This window comes from Mesorhizobium sp. B2-3-10, from assembly GCF_006442275.1.
GTDB lineage: Bacteria > Pseudomonadota > Alphaproteobacteria > Rhizobiales > Rhizobiaceae > Mesorhizobium > Mesorhizobium australicum.
Genome location: NZ_VFVT01000003.1, coordinates 401,127 through 421,274, shown reverse-complemented (window position 1 = coordinate 421,274; position 20,148 = coordinate 401,127). Strand labels below are relative to the sequence as shown.

Genomic DNA, 20,148 nt, shown 5'->3' with positions numbered 1-20,148 from the left:
TCGCCGCGGCGCCCTTCTCGTTTGCGGATCGTCCTACGCGGCGCTGCGCGACAGCGCCCGCTGGTTGGACGCATGGATCGTGTCGCGTTCCGGCAGCGCGCCGGTCTCCAGGCAGTCGATCCATTCGGCAGTCTTGAGCACCGCGGCGAAGCGCGACTGAAGGATGATGCTCACCACGCGATGGATCTCCTCGGCCGAGGCGTAACCGGCGCTGTTGGCGTAAGGCACCGAACCGGTCGCGTCGGACAGGAACTCGACCGCGAAGCCCATATGCACGGCATGGATGATGGTCGACAGGTCGCAATTATGCGTCATGTAGCCGACGACCGCGATCGTATCGATGGCGTTGGCGCGCAACCAGTCCTCGAGGTCGGTACCGGTGAAGGCGCTTGGCAAGTTCTTCTCGACATAATGGTCGCGGCCACGCCTGGCGATCTCGGGATGCAGTTCGCCGCCATGGCTGCCCCGGGCGAAGATCGGCGACGTCTCGGGCGCCATCTGCTTGACGACCACGACCTTGATGCCTGCTGCCGATGCGGCATCCATGGCGCGCGTCACGTTGACGACGCTGTCGCGGAATGGCGGATGCTGGATAGCCAGGTTGCCGCCGTCATAGTCATTCTGGACGTCGACGACGATCAGCGCGCGGCGCGGCGCGGTGTTGGCTGGGGCAGACATGATATTTCCTTTCAGGCTTGAATGCGATGGACCGAGGATAGCCAGCTGACCGAGGCGCCAACAGTGGCCCGATTGACATCATACGAAAGAATTGGGACAATCCTCCTTCACACTGGAAACGCCCCATGACCGCTCCCATCATCGCCGTCCTCGCCTTCGACGGCATCAGCCCGTTCCATCTCTCCGTGCCGTGCCTGGTGTTCGGCGCCGACCGCACCAGGCTCGGCCTGCCGCGCTTCGACTTCCGCGTCTGCGGCGTGGAGGAAGGGCTGATCCAGACCGACGCCGGATTGAGCATCCTGGTCCCGCACGGGCTTGCCGCGCTCGAAGACGCCGATATCGTCATCATCCCGAGCTGGAAGGATCTCGGAGCGCCTGTGGCAAAACCGCTCGAGGAAGCGCTCGGCCGCGCCCACCGGCGCGGCGCGCTGATCGTGGGCCTCTGCCTCGGCACCTTTGCCCTCGCCGCCGCCGGCCTGCTTTCAGGACGGAAGGCGACCACGCATTGGGCCTATACGGATCAGTTGCAGGCTCTCCATCCCGACATTTCGGTCGATGCGGACGTGCTCTACGTTGACGGCGGCGACATCATCACCTCCGCCGGCGTCGCCGCCGGGCTCGACTGCTGCCTGCACATCGTGCGCGCCCGCTATGGCGCCGAGGCGGCACTGCGGCTCGCCCGGCACATCGTGCTTTCACCGCACCGGCAGGGCGGACAGGCGCAGTTCATCGAACGCCCGGTAGCGCCGAGCCCGGCCGCCGACCGCTTTACCCAGGCTCTCGACAAGGTGCGCGCGACATTAGGCGAACCGCACGGTCTCGATAGCGTCGCTGACGCGGCCGGTCTCACCCGCCGCACCTTTACCCGCCGTTTCCAGAAGACGATAGGTACCAGCTTCGGCGACTGGCTGGCCGACCAGCGCGTCGCGCTGGCGCAGAGGCTGCTGGAGACGACGGACAAGCCGATGGACATGGTCGCCTTCGAGGCCGGCTTCGGCAGCGCAACTTCCTTGCGCCAACATTTTGCCGCGCGGCTAAGGACATCACCCGCGCAATATCGGCGCGAGTTTTCCCGGCGGGTCGATCAGGACGGACGGGTGGCGCTGGCCCTGTCATCGTGATCGAACGGCAAGGGCGTCGCGTCGCTGCGGTGCCCTTGCATTTCCGCTCTCCGCGGTCAGCCAACGTCTTGCGGCGAGGCCGCGCGTTTACGGCCGGTGATCATGGCGCGAACCAGATTTTCATGATGACGCAGACTGGCGAGCAGCACGCCGCCGACATGAAGTCCAATCAGCACCAGTACACCATTGCCCAGGATCTTGTGCGTATCCTCGACCCAGGCCACGCCCCACCAGGCATCGGTGGTCTGCATCCAGCCGGTGAGCGCAATTCCTGCCACGCAAGCCAGAAGCGCCAGCACCATGGCACCGCCGGCGGGGTTGTGGCCGAGATAGCGTTTTTCATCGCCATGCGCCACGTCGGCGAGATAAGAACTCACCACGCGCGGTCCACGCACAAACTGACGGAAGCGCGTGTATCCCGACCCCGCCAGACCGGCGATCAAACGCGAGGCAATCAGAACCCCGGCACTGTAGCCGGCCAGTTCATGCATCTTCATGATTTCGCCTGAAGAAAGCCACGCCACCGCGACGCAAAGGACCAGCGACCAGTGAAAGAGGCGGACGTAGGGGCTCCAGACCTCGACCGAGGTTTCTCGTGTCGAAACAGTGGCGTTCATGGCCGTCAACCGTCATCGGAATCGGCACCGACCGACTCCAGCGTCTTGGGATTGAAGACGGCTTCCAGCTTCTTGCCATTGGCGTCAAGCGCCTTGGCTTCATAGCAGCCGTGTTCCGTCTTGATGCTGCGAACCTTCCAGCCTTCGCTTTCGAGCTTCTTCTGCAAGGCTTCGCGCGGCTGCCACTGGCCGGTCGGCACATCGCATTTGTCGGCGGCGAAGGCCGGTCTGGCAAAAGCCATAACCAGCGCGGTCAGCATCAAGGTCTTCATCTTATTTTCTCCATCGGCCGATTCCGATGTCGAGGACCTTGGCCGCGAAACCTGACAGCAGCCTGAACACGCATCGCATCGTGCAAAAGCCTCAGTTGGCTTTCATTCAGCTTCCTGTCAGCCTCGTGCCGCATGAAGGCGCGTGTTGCAGCGACACGGAGGCGAAGTGCGCGTTCTGTTGATCGAAGATGATCCGGTGCTGGGCGAAGCGGTGCGCGATCATATCGCTGCCGACGGCCACGCCGTGGACTGGAGCACGACGCTTGGCGGTGCCTGCGATCACCTCCGTGTAGTTTCCTATGTGCTCCTCCTGCTTGACCTGCATCTGCCCGACGGCAAGGGTCTCGAATTCCTTAAAACGCTGCGTCGTGAAGGCACAGATACGCCGGTCATCATCCTGACCGCGGGCGACCAGCTCTCAGACCGCATAGCCGGGCTGAATTCCGGGGCGGACGACTATCTGGTCAAGCCGTTCGATCTCAGCGAGTTGTCCGCACGCCTTGCCGCGGTCGCGCGCCGCTATGCCGGAAACCCCAACCCTTTGATCCGGCTCGGAGCCGTCGAAATCGACCAGGCCGCGCGCCGCGTTACCATCGACGGCACCGAGGCCATGCTGACATCGCGCGAATGGGCGGTGCTGGAGCAGTTCCTGCGCCGGCCCGGTATGACAGTCGGCAAGAACCAGATCGAGGACGCGCTCTATGCCTTCGGCGCGGAGATCGAAAGCAACACTGTCGAAGTCTATGTCAGCCGCTTGCGCAAGAAGATCGGGCGCCAGGTCCTTACAACCGTGAGGGGGTTGGGCTACCGCCTTGCACTCCCATGAAGGTCTTCAGCAGCCTTGCCGGTCGCCTCGTGTCGTCGCTGATCCTCGTCACGGTCGCTGTTGGCCTGGTCGCCGCTGGCACCGGAAGCATCACGCTGCACCGCGAAATCAATGAAGCCATGGACAATTCGATGCAGGAGGCAGCCCGCAGACTGCTGCCGCTGGTCATCGACGATATGTTCGGGCGTGAGGCATCGCAATCGCCGCGCAGGCTGGGGGAGGCTGTTTCGGACGACGAAGGCGGCCGCCTCATCTTCCAGGTGCGGGACGCCGGCGGCCGCGTTCTCATGCATTCCCATGACGCTCCCGCGGAGCCGCTCACGGCTGAGCTCGCGCAGGGCTTCTCGGAGGCAGCCGGATGGCGCATCTACACCGAGCCCGCGGTCAGCGGCACAATACTCATCCAGGTCGCCGAGCTCGATTCACGGCGCAATGAGGAAACGCTCGAAGCCGCCACCGGCTTCCTCATACCGATGGTCATTCTCATCCCGTTGAGCGCACTTGTCGCGTGGCTGACCCTGACGCGTTTCCTGAGGCCGATCGCGACACTGCGCGGCGAAATCAGCGCCCGCCACGGCGACAACCTTGCTCCGATCCGCACCGAGGACCTGCCCTCCGAACTTGCCGCCATCGCCAAGTCGGTCAACAGCCTGATGCGGCGCCTGCATATGGCGCTCGATGCTGAAAAGGAGTTCACGGCGAACGCCGCGCATGAATTGCGCACACCAATCGCTGGGGCGTTGGCACAAACGGAGCGCCTGATCGCGGAAACATCCGACGAGGCGGCAAGAAAACGCCCGCGCCAGATCAAGGCGGCTCTGTCCGACCTCGCCGGCCTGTCCGAAAAGCTGATGCAGCTGGCGCGCGCCGACGCCGGAGTAGCGATCGCCGGCAAGCCAGCCGATCTCGCTGCGGTCGCCGCATTGGTGGTCGCCGACTTCGAGCAGCACGGCCAGAACAGGGGTCGGCTTCGTCTTGAAGCGTCCGACCAAGGCAAGGCGTTGGCCGCGATCGATACGGATGCATTGGCCATTATCCTGCGCAACCTCATCGAGAACGCCTTGCGGCATGGCGCCGAGGGCGGCGAGGTTGTCGTTCGCATCACTGACGATGCCCGGCTCAGCGTGATCAACCAAGGTCCGGTGGCGTCAGCTCCCGGCGGTCTGGTCAAACGGTTCGAACGCGGTGGGACGCGTGCCGAAGGATCAGGCCTGGGACTGGCGATCGTCACCAAAATCCTGCAGCAGATCGATGCGACGCTTGTCCTGACCTCACCGGCATCCGGCCGACGGGACGGTTTTGAAGCGACGATCAGGTTCCCGCCGCGTAGTGTCAGCCCCGCCTGACCACCCGCGCCGGGTTGCCGACCACGGTCGTGTGCGCCGCCACGTCGCGCGTCACCACCGCCCCGGCGCCGACGATGGCGCCCTCGCCGATGCTGACGCCGCCAAGGACGACCGCGCTGCCGCCGATCCAGGCATTGTCACCGATCGTGACCGGCTTGGCGATCTCCAGCCCCGCCTGGCGCCTTGCCGCCTCCTTATGGTGCTCGGCGCAATAGATCTGCACATTGGGGCCAAGCAGCGTCCCCTCGCCGATACGCACCGGCGCGGTGTCAAGAATGGTGCAGCCGGCATTGAGGAAGGTGCCGGCGCGGAGAAAGATGTTGAAGCCGTAGGCGCAATGGAACGGCGCCTCGATGCGGGCACCCTCGCCCACGCCGCCCAGCAGTGTCCGCAGGGCCAGCCCGAGATTCCCGCGTCGGCGAGGCGGCAGCGTATTGTGCTCGAACACCGCATCCGCGGCCAAGCCGCGCAACGCGCCAAGATCGTCATCCAGGCACGTATACCATTCACCATCAGCCATTTTCGCGCGTTCGCTCTGAACCATGGCAGTGCCTCCGTTTTTTTACATCACTGCGAACAGCGCCAAGGCGAGACTGACGTGAAATCCGTAAAACAGGATGCGCGGCCTTGCTGATTGGCGGCCATTCGCGATCTGCTCCAGCAATGAAATAGTTCAGGACCGATGTCGATTTCCGGGAAGCTCATTCGTCCTCGGTAGGAAGCCGAAGAGATTCGCCCAGGCAAGGAACAAATGCGATGACAATCACGATCACGGCGTTTGAACGATCACCCGATGGCGGGAAGGGACTGGCCCGCGATACGCGTGTTCGCTGGGCGCTGGAAGAAGTGGGGCAGCCTTACGCGGTTCGTTTTGTTTCCTTCGCGGGCATGAAGGCGCCTGACCATCTGGCCATCCATCCTTTCGGCCAGATCCCCACCTATGAGGACGGTTCTCTCTCGCTGTTCGAGACCGGCTCGATCGTCTTTCATCTTGCCGAGCAGCATGCGGGCCTGCTGCCGAAGGAGCGCAACGCCCGCGCGCGAGCGATCACGTGGATGTTTGCCGCGCTGAACACCATAGAGCCGCCGATCCTCGAATTGACCACGGCAAGAATTTTCGAAGCCGACAAGCCCTGGAGCGAGGCGCGCTTGCCGCTGGTAAAGGACCGTGTTCGCGCCCGGCTGGACTGTCTCTCGACGCATTTGGGCGTCGCGGACTGGCTCGATGATGCGTTCAGCGCCGGCGATCTATTGATGGTGTCAGTGCTGCTGCGACTGAGAATGTCAGGCATTCTGGATGAATACCAAAACCTGGCCGCCTATGTGGCGCGCGGGGAAGCTCGGCCCGCTTATATCAGGGCTTTCGCCGCGCAATTTGCGATCAACGCTCCATCAGCCAACTGACTTGCCTCGATCCGCCGTGGCTGTGCGCTTGTGAGTCTGCGGCCTAGCCAAATATCCGGCCTATGGTAGCTTGCCGTTTCAAGGCTGTACCGGCCCGGGATCGAGGGGGATCGACCATGCTCTACATTCTTGCACTCCTGATCGGCGTCATTGCCGGCCTGCGCGCCATGACGGCACCTGCCGCCGTTGCCTGGGGCGCCTATCTCGGCTGGCTGCCGGTTGCCGGCACCTGGGCGAGCTTCATGGGCCATTGGGCGGCTGTCGGCATCTTCACCGTCCTGGCCATAGTCGAACTGGTCACCGACCAGCTGCCGTCGACGCCAAGCCGCAAGGTGCCGCAGCAGTTCGGCGCCCGCATTCTGCTCGGCGCGTTCAGCGGCGCGGTGATCGGCGCGACCAGCGGCGCCACCATCGTGTGCCTGATCGCCGGAGCGATCGGCGCGGTCATCGGCACCCTGGGTGGTGCCGAAGCGCGCGGCCGGCTGGCGGCCGTTTTCGGCAAGGATCCGCCCGCGGCCTTCATCGAGGATGCGGTGGCGATCATCGGCGGCCTGCTGATCGTGGCGGCGGTGGCATGACGGCCCAGACCTTGAACGCAAGGACCTTCGACGCCATCATCATCGGCGCTGGCCAGGCGGGGTCGCCCCTGGCGGGCCGTCTGACGGCAGCCGGCATGAGCGTGGCGCTGATCGAGCGCAAGCTGGTCGGCGGCACCTGTGTCAACACCGGCTGCATGCCGACCAAGACCATGGTCGCCAGCGCCTATGCCGCCCATCTGGCGCGGCGCGCCGCCGACTATGGCGTGACGTTCCCGGGTCCCGTCGGGATCGATTACAGCAGGATCAAGGCGCGCAAGGACAAGGTCACCAACGACGCCCGCGGCAATCTGGAGACCTGGATCGCCGGAATGGAGCGTTGCACGCTCTATCGCGGCCATGCACGCTTCGAATCCGCCAACACGGTGCGCGTCGGCGACGACCTGTTGACCGCCGACAAGATCTTTCTCAACACCGGCGGCCGCGCCTCGGTGCCGGACCTGCCCGGCATCCACGACATCGACTATCTGACCAACTCGTCGATGATGGATCTCGACGTTTTGCCGCGCCACCTGATCGTCGTCGGCGGCAGCTACATCTCGCTCGAATTCGCGCAGATGTTCCGCCGCTTCGGTTCGGAAGTCACCGTCATCGAAAAGAGCCCGCGCCTCACCGGCCGCGAGGACGAGGACGTCTCGGCCGCCATCCTGTCGATCCTCGAAAACGAAGGGATCGCGGTCCATGTCGGCGCCGATGACATCGGCTTCGCCAAGCAGGGCGGGGACATTGCCGTGAGTTTCTCCACGGGCCAGCCGCCCGCGGTCGGCTCGCATGTGCTGCTGGCGCTGGGCCGAACGCTCAATACCGACGATCTCGGCCTCGACAAGGCGGGCGTCGAGGTCGACGGACGCAGCGCGGTTGTCGTCGACGACCAGCTGCGCACCAGCGTGCCAGGCATCTGGGCGATGGGCGACTGCAACGGCAAGGGCGCCTTCACCCACACCTCCTACAACGACTATGAGATCGTCGCCGCCAATCTGCTCGACAAGGATCCGCGCAGGATCAGCGACCGCATCGAGGCGTACGCGCTCTACATCGATCCGCCGCTCGGCCGTTGCGGCATGACCGAGACGGCGGTGAGGAAATCCGGACGTCGCGCCCTGGTCGGCCAGCGGCCGATGACCCGTGTCGGCCGCGCCGTCGAAAAGGGCGAGACGCAGGGTTTCATGAAGATCCTCGTGGACGCCGACACCAGGGAGATCCTCGGCTGCTCCGTGCTCGGTCCAGGCGGTGACGAGGCGGTGCATTGCGTGCTCGACCTGATGTACGCCAAGGCGCCGGTCGACACACTGGCGCGCGCCGTGCACATCCATCCCACCGTCTCGGAGCTGCTGCCCACCATCGCCCAGGAGCTGAAGCCGCTGGCGTGAGACTGTCAGTCGACTTCCTGCCTCATCAGTCGTCGCCTATGCCTTGCGAAGGCTCCGCAATTTCACGGTCGTCATCACGCATTTATTGTTGGGGCACCGGCAGGCTTCAAGATAACGTGTCCGGCTGCAGAACTGGCACGAAGCGACATCGTTTCAGCCCTTGAAGGATCGGTCTGCGTCGGGCCGGTAGAAGAGGAGACGTCCGCTCCACGCTTTCTGCATTGCTGCATTGCGGCAATGTCTGTTGCGCCCGGCAGGGGTCTCGCGCAGTCTGAATTGAACCGATTCAGTCTGGACCTTCCATGCCTTTGCCGATCCTTGCGCTTGCCATTGCGTCCTTCTGCATCGGCACCACCGAATTCGTCATCATGGGCCTGCTGCCCGAGGTCGCCGCCGATCTCGGCGTAACGATCCCCGCCGCCGGCCTGCTGGTCACCGGCTATGCGCTGGGGGTCGTCTTCGGCGCGCCTGTCGTGGCCATGGCTACCGCGCATTTGCCGCGCAAGCCCGTGCTGGTGGGACTTGCGGCCCTGTTCGTCGTCGGCAACCTCTTCTGCGCCATCGCGCCCAATTACTGGCTGCTGATGGCTGCGCGCGTCTTCACCGCTTTCGGCCATGGCGCCTTCTTCGGCATCGGCTCGGTCGTCGCGGCAAGCCTTGTGCCGCGCAACAAGCGCGCCAGCGCCATCGCGCTGATGTTCGCGGGCCTGACGCTCGCCAACATCCTCGGGGTTCCCGCAGGCACCGCACTCGGCGAAGCCTTCGGCTGGCGGGCCACCTTTCTGGCCGTGGTCGGCATCGGCCTGATCTCGGTCGCGGCCATCGCCTGGCTGGTGCCGTCCGACGTCACGGAACCGAGCGGCGGCGGTCTGCGCGCCGAAGTCCGTGTGCTCGGCAAGCTGCAGGTGTGGCTGGCGATGCTGATCGCGGCGCTGACCTCGGCCAGCCTGTTCGCCGTTTTCACATACATAAAGCCATACCTCACCGGCGTGTCGGGCCTGTCGACCGCGGCGGTCACCTGGGTGCTTTTGCTGTTCGGCGCCGGCATGACCATCGGCAACATCATCGGCGGCAGGCTTGCCGACTGGAAACTGATGCCGACAGTGATCGCCACCTTGCTGCTGATGGCCCTGCTGTTCGTCGGCTTCATGCAGTTCGGCACGATCGCCAGCGTTGCCATCGGCATCGTCTTCCTCTGGGGCCTGCTCATCTTCGTCGTCGTGCCACCTCTGCAGATCCGGGTCGTCGAGGCGGCTTCCGAAGGACCGAACCTTGCAGCCACGCTCAATCAAGGCGCCTTCAATGTCGGCAATGCCGGCGGCGCATGGGTCGGCGGCGTGGCGCTGTCATCAGGCGTTTCCTATGCCGGTTTGCCACTGGTCGGCGCGGTGCTAGCCCTGCTGGCGGTCGCCGTTGCGGTGCTGTCGGCGGCGCTGGACAGGCGCGCGCCTGTCACGCTTCACGCTGCCGCGGAATAGGCCCTTGCGCCCATAGCGCGGCGGGCTGGACCAATCGACATCGGTACCTTCCAATGGGCATGTCTTCTCGCTTTCATGGAGAACGTCATGCAGAAATCGATCGAACGCATCGCCGGCGACAGCGACGGCGTTTCCTACGAATTCCCGGTGCTCCGCTTGGCCGGCGCCGACAAGACAGCACCTTCGGCCTACCTGCAGGCAGCGCTCCATGCCGGCGAATTGCCTGGCGTCGTCGCCATCGATGCATTGATGCCGATGCTGAACAAGGCCGAGGCCGAGGGTCGCATCAGGGGCAACATCACCATCGTGCCCTGGGCCAACCCGATCGGCCGCGCGCAATACCATTTCGGCGAGCACCAGGGTCGCTTTCATCTCGGCACCCGCACCAACTTCAACCGCGGCTTTCCGCTGCTGGTCGCGCCCGACGCCAGGCTCTTGCCGGACGCCACCTTTGGCGGCGCCGACCAGCGGCTGAAGTCGCGCCTGGTGCAGCTTTCGCTCGGCCATGACATCGTGCTCGACCTGCACTGCGACGATGAGGGTCTTGCCTATCTCTACGTCCACACCAGCCTGTGGCCCGGGATGGCCGATTGCGCCGCCGCCATGGGCGTCGATGCCGTGGTGCTGTGGAGCGAGGACACCGACGGCACCTTCGAGGGCGCTTCGATCATGCCCTACCAGAACGCATCGGCCGATGTGGCGAAGTTCGACAGGCGCGTCGCCACCACTGTCGAATATCGCGGCATTCTCGATGTCGACGGCGCGCTGGCCAAGTCCGACGCCGAAGGCCTCTACCGGCTGCTGGTGGCGCGCGGCGTGATATCCGACACCGCCCTGCCCGCGCCCGGCCCCTTCAAGGGCGTCGCGGCACCTCTGGAAAATATCGACATGATGCCGGCGCCCCGTGGCGGTGCGGTCCTCTACGACGTCAAACCCGGCGACCGCGTCACCAGGGGCGCGCGGCTCGCTACCATCGTTCACGCGCCAGGCGAGGCCGATGGCCGCACGGAAGTGTTCGCGCCGCAGGACGGCATCATCCTGACCCGCCGCTCGCGCCGCATCATCCGCTCCGGCGAAGACCTGTTGAAACTGGTTGGCGACAGGAAGAGCGCCGATGCAAGGTCGGGCACGCTGGAGGATTGAGCCTGCGTCGAATCCAGTTGCGCGGCCGCCCAATCGCCGCTAAGGGAATCGCCATGAACATGCGTTCGATCAAGACCATTTGGTGGTGGGCCTGCTGACAGCGGCCTGTTCGAACGCGTGCGCGTGAAAATAGAGGGTGGCCGCAACGGAATGTCCGGGCGGCCATTTGTTTTTTAAAGCCATTCCCGGGTCCGTTGCCCAAGTAGCTGATGGAGACGGCAATGACGTTGAAGGTTCTGGAAAACGGCGCTGAAAGCTTCGCGACGGCGGGTGGCATCACCATCACCCGCGAGCGCCACGGCCGCCCTTATGAAGGCGCGATCGACACTTATGTCGACGGACTGAACTCGCGCCGGGGCGCGGTATTTTCCTCGAACTACGAATATCCCGGCCGCTACACGCGCTGGGATACGGCCATCATCGATCCGCCGCTGGTCATCTCGGCACGCGGCCGCGCCATGCGTATCGAGGCGCTGAACGGCCGTGGCGAGGCGCTGTTGCCGGTCATCGGCAGGACACTGGGCGGCCTCGCCGAGGTCACGATCGCCGAGACCTCGAAAAAGCTGATCCGCCTCGATGTCGCCAAACCCGGCCGTGTCTTCACCGAGGAGGAACGCAGCCGCGTTCCCTCGGTCTTCACTGTGCTGCGCGCCATCACCGCGCTGTTCAAGACGGCGGAAGACGCCAATCTCGGTCTCTACGGCGCCTTCGGCTACGACCTTGCCTTCCAGTTCGACCCGGTCGACCACACGCTCGTGCGCAAGCAAAGCCAGCGCGACCTGGTGTTGTTCCTGCCCGACGAGATTCTGGTCGTCGACCACTACTCGGCCAAGGCCTGGACCGATCGCTACGACTATGCGGGCGAAGGTTTTTCGACCGAAGGCCTGCCACGCGACCAAATCGCCGAGCCGTTCAGGACCGCCGACCGCATCCCGCCACGCGGCGACCATGAGCCCGGCGAATACGCCAATCTGGTGCGCCGCGCGATGGACTCGTTCAAGCGTGGCGACCTGTTCGAGGTCGTCCCCGGCCAGATGTTCTACGAGCGTTGCGAGACCCAGCCCTCCGAGATTTCGCGCAAGCTGAAGTCCATCAACCCGTCGCCCTATTCCTTCTTCATCAACCTGGGCGAGAACGAATACCTGATCGGTGCGTCGCCGGAGATGTTCGTGCGCGTCAACGGCCGCCGCGTCGAGACCTGTCCGATCTCCGGCACCATCAAACGCGGCGACGACGCCATTTCCGATAGCGAGCAGATCCTGAAGCTGCTCAATTCGAAGAAGGACGAATCCGAGCTCACAATGTGCTCGGACGTCGATCGCAACGACAAGTCCAGGGTCTGCGAGCCGGGTTCTGTACGCGTCATTGGCCGCCGCCAGATCGAGATGTATTCGCGCCTGATCCACACCGTCGACCACATCGAGGGCCGCTTGCGTGAAGGCATGGACGCTTTCGACGCGTTTCTCTCGCACGCCTGGGCGGTCACCGTCACCGGCGCACCGAAACTGTGGGCCATGCGCTTCATCGAGCAGAACGAGAAAAGCCCGCGCGCCTGGTATGGCGGCGCGATCGGCATGGTCAACTTCAACGGCGACATGAATACCGGCCTTACCTTGCGCACCATCCGCATCAAGGACGGCATCGCCGAGGTTCGTGCCGGCGCTACATTGCTCTTCGACAGCATTCCAGAGGAAGAAGAAGCTGAAACCGAACTGAAGGCATCCGCCATGCTCTCCGCGATCCGCGACGCCAAGACGGGCAATTCGACCAGCACCGAGCGCACCACGGCGCGCGTCGGCGACGGCGTCAACATCCTTTTGGTCGACCACGAGGATTCCTTCGTCCATACGCTGGCCAACTACTTCCGCCAGACCGGCGCCAATGTCTCGACCGTGCGCTCGCCGGTGCCGGAGGAAGTCTTCGACCGGCTGAAGCCCGACCTCGTCGTGCTGTCACCCGGACCCGGCACGCCGAAGGACTTCGACTGCGCCGCGACCATCAAAAAGGCGCGCGCGCGCGACCTGCCCATCTTCGGCGTGTGCCTCGGCCTGCAGGCACTGGCGGAAGCCTATGGCGGAGAACTCAGGCAGTTGCACATTCCCATGCACGGCAAGCCGTCGCGTATCCGCGTCTCGAAGCCGGGCATCATCTTCTCCGGCCTGCCCAAGGAAGTCACCGTCGGCCGCTACCACTCGATCTTCGCCGATCCGGTACGCCTGCCCGACGATTTCATGGTTACGGCCGAGACGGAAGACGGCGTCATCATGGCCTTCGAGCACCGCAAGGAGCCGATCGCCGCGGTCCAGTTCCACCCGGAATCGATCATGACGCTCGGCCACAATGCCGGCATGCGCATCATCGAGAACATCGTCGCGCATTTGCCGCGAAAGGCCAAGGAAAAGGCAGCCTGACGCCAATGGCCGAAGCCGAGAACACGATGGCGATCGCAGCCAGGGCGGCCGCGAAGCGCAAGGTCGCCAACCTTGCCTTCTGGTCGATCGTGGTCGCTTTTGTCGTGCTCGCGCTGAAAGCCGCCGCCTGGTACGTGACCGGCTCCGTCGCGCTCTATTCGGACGCGCTGGAATCGATCGTCAACGTCATCGCGTCGATTGCCGCTTTCTGGGCGATCCAGGTCAGCCACAAGCCGGCCGACCAGGATCACCCCTTCGGCCATCACAAGGCCGAATATTTCTCCGCCGTGCTGGAAGGCGTGCTGATCGTGCTCGCCGCGCTTTTGATTCTGAACGAAGTCTGGCGCTCCTGGCAGGCCCCGGCGCCGCTCGAACAGCCTTGGAAAGGCCTTGCCGTCAACGGCGTCGCCACCGTCATCAACGCCTTCTGGGCCTGGATGCTGATCCGCACGGGCCGGGCGGAGAAATCGCCGGCGCTGGTCGCTGACGGCAATCACATCATGACCGATGTGGTGACGTCGGTCGGCGTCTTCGGCGGCCTCGTCGGAGCGATCCTGACCGGCTGGCAGATCCTCGACCCGGCATTGGCCGTCATCGTCGCGCTCAACATCCTGTGGCAGGGCTGGCATGTCATCGGCTCGTCGATGAACGGCCTGATGGACCGGGCCGTCGACACGGCGGAGCACATGCGCATCCGCGACATCATCTCGGCCAATTGCAAGGGCGCCATGGAGGTGCACGACCTCAAGACCCGCATCGCCGGCCGCGCCACCTTCATCGAGTTCCATCTGGTCGTAGACGCCGACATGTCGGTCGGCGCCAGCCATGTCATCTGCGATCGCATCGAAGACGCGCTGAAGGCCGAACTCCCCTCGGTGCGGGTGACCATCCATGTCGAGCCCGACGACGAAGCCAAGCTGCCCAAGGGCACGACCGCGGTGCCGTTCGCCTGAGGCGGGTCACTGTCGCTTACCTTGGAAGAGCAATTCCAAGAAAGCGTGAGCGGCTTTCCGTCCGGAATTGCGTAAAAACAAAGAGCTAACCGGAGTTTCTCGACTTCGTCATCCTTGGGCGAAGCAGGAGCGCAGCTCCGTAGCGGCGACCCAAGGATGACGAAACGCTGGTTACGGCGCGCAGGCGGATTGTGGCATTGGCTCCAGCCGATAGACCTTGTCGTCGGACATCGTCTTGCCGTCGGCCGCCTTCGAGCACAGGTCGACGACCGCCAGGCTGCTGTTGGGGTTGGCAAGCGTGATGGCGCCGTTGGCGCCGCGCTTGAGGAAGATTTCCTTTTGCGCGATGTCGCAGGAGAAATTGCTCGTCTTCGAACTCGCGGCACAACGCCATTGATCGGCCTCGCCCTGGCATGAATAAGTCTGCGTGACCTTGGCTCCCTTCTGCCGCGTCGTGACCGAGACCACGATGTCGGCGCCGTCGGGCCAGCTCGCGGCGTCGCCTCCCGAGGCGAAGGACGCCAGTTCGACCGGTCCTCGAAACACCCGGATCGACTGCGTCAGTTGCTCGGGATGCGAACTCATATGCGCAGCGTCATAGTCGCGCCCGTAGCAGAAGGCCTGGTCTGGCTTCAGCCGCTCGCGCAGCGGCGGCCCGAGCGCCGGGTCGATCGGATCGATGCGGGCGAATTCAGCCTTGCAGGTCGCCGCCGGCATCGGATCGAGGCGGAAATTGTCGTCTTCCTTGCCAAGCGCCTGCCTGTCGTATTCAGCCGCGCCGAGTTCTTCTTCCGAACCGGCGTCGAGGTAGATGTCGGACGACAGGTCCGACAGGATCAGCCGGCCCTTGCCGTCGACCTTCAGCGACGCCAGGGTACGGTCGCAGTCCATGCCGCAACGGATCGGGCCCGATTTGCCATCCTCGGACTCGTGATTGCACCAGCCTCCGGCCCATTCCGGCGCCTTGGCGCCACGCACCGTGGTGCTTAGGAACCCATTGTAGGAAGTATCGGAATTCGCGTTCGGTTCCTCATTCGGACGGCTGACCGGATCATGGCCGTAGTAAAAGAAAATCCGCGTCACCTTCTGCTTCGGACGCGCCTTGAGGTGCGCCGCGTCATAGACCCGGCCGAAACAGGCGTCCGCCCCGTTGGGGCTGAGTTCGGTGAGTTTGAGCGCATTGTCGGCAAAAGCAGAACCCACAAGTCCGCCAAGCAGTGCGGCGCCAAATCCGGCGCTGGCAAACGTCTTCCATTCCCTGAACGCCATGTGCCCCTCTCCGCATCGACAGGACGTAACGTCAATTTATGCTAGTATTGCGGCCGCGGCCAAGCAAATCGCGCTGAGCCGGCAAGCCAGGGAGGCACGCCATGCGCCGACGTGACATGTTCCACGCGGCTCTCGCCGGAGCCGGGACGCTTCTCGGCCTGCGGGCGGTGCAGGCGGCAACCACCGAGCCTGCCAGGCTGAAGGTCGCCTATCACCTCAGCGACCTCGACAAGGTCAATTTCGTGCTCGGCAACATCAAGAACCACTATGAGGGCACCGGCGGCAACGTCGATATCGCGCTGGTCGTGCATGGTCCGGCGCTTGCCGGCTTCAAGTCGAAGGGCATATCGGCGGCGATTTCGGGGCGCTTTACCGGTCTTGTCCAGCAAGGGCTCGACCCGCATGCCTGCGGCAACACCATGCACGGCATGGATATTACGCTCGCCGACTTGCTCGATGGCTTCCATGCCGCCGACAGGGGTGGCGTCGTCAAGCTCGCCGAACTGCAAAGCCAGGGCTATGTCTATCTCAGGCCTTGAAGCGGCACTGACTTGAATGCAAGGGTGGCAACACCCGCCAAGAAACTTGGAAATCCCCCGGAGGAACAGCAGTGCCAGAGACAGCCCTTGGTCTTGTCATCCCCGACCTCGCCGGCAAGGCGGTGCTGGTCACCGGCGCCTCGACCGGCATCGGCGCGGCGCTCGCGCTCGCTTATGCCGGGCAGAAATGCAAGGTGGCGCTGCACTACAATTCCAGCCGCGACGCCGCCGAGAAACTCGGCCAGACCATTCGCGACGGCGGCGGCGAGGTGTTCCTCGTCCAGGGCGACTTTTCTCTCCCTGCCGATGTCGAACGCGTCGTCGAGGACAGCGCGCGGCATTTCGGCTGGCTCGACGGGCTGGTCAACAATGCCGGCGGCATGCTTGGCCGCGTGCCCTACGCCGAGCAGACCGAGGCGCATTACGACGCGGTGATGGACCTCAACGCACGCTCGGTGCTGACCGCCTCGCGCAAGGCGATCCCGTGGCTGAAAAAACAGGGCGGCTTCATCGTCAACACCTCGTCGATCGCCGCGCGCAACGGGGCGGGCGGCGGCGCTGGCCTTTACGGCTCGGCCAAGGCCTTCGTCTCCAACGTGACGCGCGGCATGGCCAAGGAACTGATCGGCTTCGGCATCCGCGTCAACGCCGTGGCGCCGGGCACCATCCTCACCCCCTTCCACGAACGCTATTCGACCGACGAGCAGATGAAGGGCATGGTCGCCACCATCCCGCAGGGCCGTGCCGGCACGGCGCAAGATTGCGTCGGCGCCTATCTGTTCCTCTCATCGGACCTGTTGAGCGGCTACGTCACCGGCCAGGTGATCGAAGTCAATGGCGGCCAGTTGATGCCTTGACCGGCGACCGGCATACTGGACACACTCCTTTCGCGCCAACCCAGGGGGAGACGAGGACATGTATGGACTGATCGGCAAGATGCGGGCGGCGCGTGGCCAACGCGACGCAGTCATGACCGTGCTGCGTGAGAGCACTGGCGCCCTGCCCGGCTGCCTGAGCTATATCATCGCCACCGATCCGGCCGATGCCGACGCGATCTGGGTGACCGAGGTGTGGACCGATCAGGCGAGCCACAAGGCCTCGCTGCAGCTTCCCGAAGTCCAGGCGGCGATCGCCAAGGCGCGCCCCTTCATCGGCGGCTTCGAATTCCAGGTGGAAACGCATCCCGTCGGGGGCTTTGGACTGGCCGAAGCGAAGGGGGGCTGAACCGGCCGGCTCAACACCGACAAACAGGGGCGGACCCGCCCTTGCAATAACCATCAAATGAACTAAGTTCTATGAACTAAGTCCGCTTGAGGTAATGCTGTCGTGCAAACCGTGAACATTCACAACGCAAAGACCAACCTTTCGCGCCTCGTTGACCGAGCCGCCAAAGGTGAGCCGTTCATTATCGCCAAGGCCGGCAGACCACTGGTCAAGGTCATACCTGTCGACCAGTCGGCTTCGGCACAAGCGCGACGGGTTGGTTTTATGATCGGCCAATTTTCGGTCCCCCGTGACTTCGACCGCATGGGCAGCGAGGAGATCGAGCAGCTGTTTGGCGACAACGCGTGAAACTGTTGCTCGACACTCATTTGCTGCTGTGGGTGGCAGCCGAACCAGGTCGGCTGCCAATCGCGGCCCTCGCCGAAATCGAGAACCCAGAGAACGAATTGCTGTTCAGTCCTGCCAGCCTCTGGGAAGTCGCAATTAAACGAGGACTGGGGCGAGATGATTTCCAGATCGACCCTCGGTTGCTGCGGCGAGGCCTGATAGACAACGACTATCACGAACTGCCGATCACGAGTGAACATGCTGTCACCGTCGATGGACTTCCGGCGATTCACAAGGATCCCTTCGATCGAATCCTGATTGCCCAGGCAATGGTGGAAGGCATTACCTTGCTGACGACGGACGATTTTGTCGCCCGATATCCAGGCCCCGTCCGAAAGATCTGACAAGGACATCTCTCGTGAACTGGCGGACACGCTGAATAGTTTTGTTTTGGTACTGCGGGGTTCGCATTCCTTTCCGCCCGGTCTAAGACCAAAGCATGGATTCCGAGGCCGAGCAGTCCCCTGTCGAGCGCATGACGCGGCTGAGCAAGCCTTGGCAGTGGCTCATCCTGCTGGTCATCTCCGCGCTCTTCGCCGGCGCGCTGGAACTCGCCGCTTTGCCGGCGGCGCTGCTGATCGGACCGATGCTGGCGGCCATCGTCGCCGGCACCAACGGTGCCGCGGTGCGTGTGCCGCGGCTTCTGTTCGGCGCCGCCCAGGCTGTCGTCGGCTGCCTCGTCGCGGCTTCGATCTCGGCCGATATCTTCCCGGTCTTCTACAAGGAATGGCCGCTGTTCCTCGGCGTGGTGATCGCCACCGTCGCGGCCTCAAGCCTGCTTGGCTGGCTGATCAGCCGCTGGCGCATCCTGCCGGGCACCACCGCCGTCTGGGGTTCTTCGCCGGGGGCCGCCACCGCCATGGTGCTGATGGCCGGCGCCTTCGGCGCCGATCAGCGCCTTGTCGCCTTCATGCAGTATCTGCGCGTCATCTTCGTCTCGATGACGGCAGCCCTCGTCGCCAAGATGTGGGTCGATACCTCGGGCATCGAGGTCCCGCCCGTTATCTGGTTCCCCGAGATCGATCCGCAACCCTTCGCCGCCACCATCGGCATGGCGCTCATCGGCGGCCTCGCGGGCAGGCTTTGCCGGCTGCCTTCGCCCTTCTTCCTCGGCAGCTTCATCTTCGGCACAGTCATCCATCTCGGCCTCGGGGTGCCGATGCAATTGCCGCAATGGCTGCTGGCGGTCAGTTACGCGACGGTCGGCTGGGCGATCGGCCTGAACTTCACCAGGCCGATCCTGCGCCACGCGGCACGCGCTTTGCCGCAGATCATCGCTTCGATCATCGCGCTGATCGCGTTTTGCGGCGGCCTTGCCTTCCTCATCAGCCGGCTCGCCGGCGTCGACCCGCTGACCGCCTATCTGGCGACCAGCCCTGGCGGCATGGACAGCGTCGCCATCATCGCCGCCGCCGCGCAGAACGTCGACATCTCCTTTGTCATGGCCCTGCAGTCGGCGCGCTTCCTGATCGTGCTGCTTGTCGGCCCCAGCATTGCCCGGCTGGTAGCCAGAAGCATCAGGGAATGATGAGGGCTGCCACCAGGGCACCGCTATCGCGCGGCTGCCAGGCGTTCGGGCAGGAAATCGACGAAGACGCGCACCTTTGGCGACAGATGGCGATTGGAGGGCCATAGCATCCGGAACTGGCCACGGCCGTCGACATGATCGTCGAGCACGGTGCGCAGCCGGTCCTCGCGCAACGCGTCCCGCACCAGGAAATCGGGCATGCAGGCGATGCCGAGTCCGGCGATCGTGGCGCCTTTCAAAGCTTCCATGTTGTTGCAGGTCAGCATCGAACGGATCAGCGGTTGGGCGCTCCCGGTAATGAACGGCCAGTCCAGCAGCCTGCCGCTGTTGAGATAGCGGAAGTTTATGCCGAAATGCCTGATGAGATCCGCCGGCACGCCGGGAGTGCCATGGCGATCGAGGTAGGAGGGTGCCGCGCACAGCAGCATGCGGAAGGGCGCAATGGGTCTGGACACCAATCGTGAATCGGGCAGCTCGCCGCTGCGGATGGCGACGTCGATGCCTTCCTCGATGACGTCGACGATCCGGTCGTTGAAATCGATATCGAGCTCGATCTCGGGATAGCGGGCCATGAACTCCGACAGCACCGGCAGCAAAAGATGGTAGGTGACGATCGGGGTCGAGACGCGCAACCGCCCACGCGGCGTCTCCCTTGTCCGCGACAGCATCGCCTCGGCATCGTCGATGTCGTCGAGGATGCGCCGCACGCGCTCGTTGAACAGCTTGCCCTCCTCCGTCAGGCCGATCCGCCGCGTGGAGCGCTGCAGCAGCCGCACGCCGAGTTCCTGTTCGAGCCGCGCGACGCTTTTGCCGACCGCTGAAGCGGAGATGCCGAGCGCCCGGCCGGCGGCGACGAAGCTGCCGAACTCGGCGGTGCGGGCGAAAGCCAGAAGGCCGCTGAGGCGATCCATCATGCTGCTCCATTCGAGCGTTTCAGTCCGTTATATCAGGATATTTAATACTATTATTCCTGATCTGTCTCTGAC

General features: G+C 64.1%; 22 protein-coding genes. 16 read left to right on the top strand and 6 right to left on the bottom strand.

Annotation, left to right across the window (positions count from 1 at the left end):
- Positions 1 to 33: 33 nt before the first annotated feature.
- On the bottom strand, positions 34 to 678 hold the full coding sequence (locus FJ943_RS11705) for a cysteine hydrolase family protein (protein ID WP_140721653.1): 645 nt from the start codon (positions 676 to 678) through the stop codon (positions 34 to 36).
- Positions 679 to 803: 125 nt separating this feature from the next.
- Here FJ943_RS11705 and FJ943_RS11700 point away from each other — a divergent pair, with 125 nt between their 5' ends.
- Positions 804 to 1,799 (top strand): helix-turn-helix domain-containing protein, encoded by a 996-nt coding sequence (locus tag FJ943_RS11700; protein WP_140721650.1) that lies wholly within the window; start codon positions 804 to 806, stop codon positions 1,797 to 1,799.
- 56 nt (positions 1,800 to 1,855) lie between these two features.
- Here FJ943_RS11700 and FJ943_RS11695 read toward each other — a convergent pair whose 3' ends face one another.
- Both FJ943_RS11695 and FJ943_RS11690 read right to left on the bottom strand, forming a co-directional pair.
- Positions 1,856 to 2,416: a cytochrome b/b6 domain-containing protein gene (locus FJ943_RS11695; RefSeq protein WP_140721647.1), complete on the bottom strand. Its 561-nt coding sequence runs from the start codon at positions 2,414 to 2,416 to the stop codon at positions 1,856 to 1,858.
- A 5-nt stretch (positions 2,417 to 2,421) separates the two neighbouring features.
- On the bottom strand, positions 2,422 to 2,688 hold the full coding sequence (locus FJ943_RS11690; protein ID WP_140721644.1) for a PepSY domain-containing protein: 267 nt from the start codon (positions 2,686 to 2,688) through the stop codon (positions 2,422 to 2,424).
- Between the two features lie 166 nt (positions 2,689 to 2,854).
- Here FJ943_RS11690 and FJ943_RS11685 point away from each other — a divergent pair, with 166 nt between their 5' ends.
- Together FJ943_RS11685 and FJ943_RS11680 are read left to right on the top strand one after the other, a co-directional pair.
- Positions 2,855 to 3,514 carry a response regulator gene (locus FJ943_RS11685; protein ID WP_140721641.1) on the top strand — a complete coding sequence of 220 codons (660 nt, stop codon included), beginning with the start codon at positions 2,855 to 2,857 and terminating at the stop codon, positions 3,512 to 3,514.
- A complete protein-coding gene (locus FJ943_RS11680; RefSeq protein WP_140665152.1) occupies positions 3,511 to 4,860 on the top strand; it encodes an ATP-binding protein in 1,350 nt (449 codons plus the stop codon). The genes FJ943_RS11685 and FJ943_RS11680 overlap by 4 nt, the downstream gene beginning before the upstream one ends.
- Here FJ943_RS11680 and FJ943_RS11675 read toward each other — a convergent pair.
- A complete protein-coding gene (locus FJ943_RS11675) occupies positions 4,847 to 5,404 on the bottom strand; it encodes a sugar O-acetyltransferase (protein ID WP_140721638.1) in 558 nt (185 codons plus the stop codon). The two genes, FJ943_RS11680 and FJ943_RS11675, sit on opposite strands and share 14 nt — an antisense overlap.
- Positions 5,405 to 5,616: 212 nt before the next feature.
- On the opposite strand from FJ943_RS11675, the gene FJ943_RS11670 reads away from it, so the two are divergent.
- From FJ943_RS11670 to FJ943_RS11640, 7 genes are all read left to right on the top strand, one after another.
- On the top strand, positions 5,617 to 6,264 hold the full coding sequence (locus FJ943_RS11670) for a glutathione S-transferase family protein (RefSeq protein ID WP_140713590.1): 648 nt from the start codon (positions 5,617 to 5,619) through the stop codon (positions 6,262 to 6,264).
- A gap of 116 nt (positions 6,265 to 6,380) precedes the next feature.
- Positions 6,381 to 6,842 carry a DUF4126 domain-containing protein gene (locus FJ943_RS11665; protein ID WP_140721635.1) on the top strand — a complete coding sequence of 154 codons (462 nt, stop codon included), beginning with the start codon at positions 6,381 to 6,383 and terminating at the stop codon, positions 6,840 to 6,842.
- Between the two features lie 11 nt (positions 6,843 to 6,853).
- A complete protein-coding gene (locus FJ943_RS11660) occupies positions 6,854 to 8,230 on the top strand; it encodes an FAD-containing oxidoreductase (protein ID WP_140721941.1) in 1,377 nt (458 codons plus the stop codon).
- A gap of 302 nt (positions 8,231 to 8,532) precedes the next feature.
- Positions 8,533 to 9,708 carry an MFS transporter gene (locus tag FJ943_RS11655; protein ID WP_140721632.1) on the top strand — a complete coding sequence of 392 codons (1,176 nt, stop codon included), beginning with the start codon at positions 8,533 to 8,535 and terminating at the stop codon, positions 9,706 to 9,708.
- Positions 9,709 to 9,795: 87 nt separating this feature from the next.
- Positions 9,796 to 10,851, top strand: a complete 1,056-nt coding sequence (locus tag FJ943_RS11650; protein WP_140721630.1) for a succinylglutamate desuccinylase/aspartoacylase family protein — start codon at positions 9,796 to 9,798, stop codon at positions 10,849 to 10,851.
- A 221-nt stretch (positions 10,852 to 11,072) separates the two neighbouring features.
- Positions 11,073 to 13,262, top strand: a complete 2,190-nt coding sequence (locus FJ943_RS11645) for an anthranilate synthase (RefSeq protein WP_140721627.1) — start codon at positions 11,073 to 11,075, stop codon at positions 13,260 to 13,262.
- A 5-nt stretch (positions 13,263 to 13,267) separates the two neighbouring features.
- Entirely contained in the window at positions 13,268 to 14,215 is a 948-nt protein-coding gene (locus tag FJ943_RS11640) for a cation diffusion facilitator family transporter (RefSeq protein WP_140617656.1), read from the top strand.
- Positions 14,216 to 14,386: 171 nt separating this feature from the next.
- Here the strand turns inward: FJ943_RS11640 and FJ943_RS11635 are convergent, their stop codons facing one another.
- Entirely contained in the window at positions 14,387 to 15,484 is a 1,098-nt protein-coding gene (locus FJ943_RS11635; protein ID WP_140721624.1) for a hypothetical protein, read from the bottom strand.
- A gap of 101 nt (positions 15,485 to 15,585) precedes the next feature.
- Between FJ943_RS11635 and FJ943_RS11630 the strand changes: the two genes are divergently transcribed.
- From FJ943_RS11630 to FJ943_RS11605, 6 genes are all read left to right on the top strand, one after another.
- Positions 15,586 to 16,023: a DsrE family protein gene (locus tag FJ943_RS11630; RefSeq protein ID WP_015316019.1), complete on the top strand. Its 438-nt coding sequence runs from the start codon at positions 15,586 to 15,588 to the stop codon at positions 16,021 to 16,023.
- A gap of 71 nt (positions 16,024 to 16,094) precedes the next feature.
- Positions 16,095 to 16,880 carry an SDR family oxidoreductase gene (locus FJ943_RS11625; RefSeq protein ID WP_140721621.1) on the top strand — a complete coding sequence of 262 codons (786 nt, stop codon included), beginning with the start codon at positions 16,095 to 16,097 and terminating at the stop codon, positions 16,878 to 16,880.
- A 58-nt stretch (positions 16,881 to 16,938) separates the two neighbouring features.
- Positions 16,939 to 17,247 carry a putative quinol monooxygenase gene (locus FJ943_RS11620; protein WP_140721619.1) on the top strand — a complete coding sequence of 103 codons (309 nt, stop codon included), beginning with the start codon at positions 16,939 to 16,941 and terminating at the stop codon, positions 17,245 to 17,247.
- Positions 17,248 to 17,349: 102 nt separating this feature from the next.
- Positions 17,350 to 17,595, top strand: coding sequence for a type II toxin-antitoxin system prevent-host-death family antitoxin (locus FJ943_RS11615; protein ID WP_140721616.1), 246 nt, complete (start codon positions 17,350 to 17,352; stop codon positions 17,593 to 17,595).
- Positions 17,592 to 17,978 carry a type II toxin-antitoxin system VapC family toxin gene (locus tag FJ943_RS11610; protein WP_140721613.1) on the top strand — a complete coding sequence of 129 codons (387 nt, stop codon included), beginning with the start codon at positions 17,592 to 17,594 and terminating at the stop codon, positions 17,976 to 17,978. The genes FJ943_RS11615 and FJ943_RS11610 overlap by 4 nt, the downstream gene beginning before the upstream one ends.
- Positions 17,979 to 18,073: 95 nt before the next feature.
- Positions 18,074 to 19,162: an AbrB family transcriptional regulator gene (locus FJ943_RS11605; protein WP_140721610.1), complete on the top strand. Its 1,089-nt coding sequence runs from the start codon at positions 18,074 to 18,076 to the stop codon at positions 19,160 to 19,162.
- Positions 19,163 to 19,185: 23 nt separating this feature from the next.
- Here FJ943_RS11605 and FJ943_RS11600 read toward each other — a convergent pair whose 3' ends face one another.
- Positions 19,186 to 20,073: a LysR family transcriptional regulator gene (locus FJ943_RS11600; RefSeq protein WP_140665177.1), complete on the bottom strand. Its 888-nt coding sequence runs from the start codon at positions 20,071 to 20,073 to the stop codon at positions 19,186 to 19,188.
- Positions 20,074 to 20,148 lie beyond the last annotated feature (75 nt).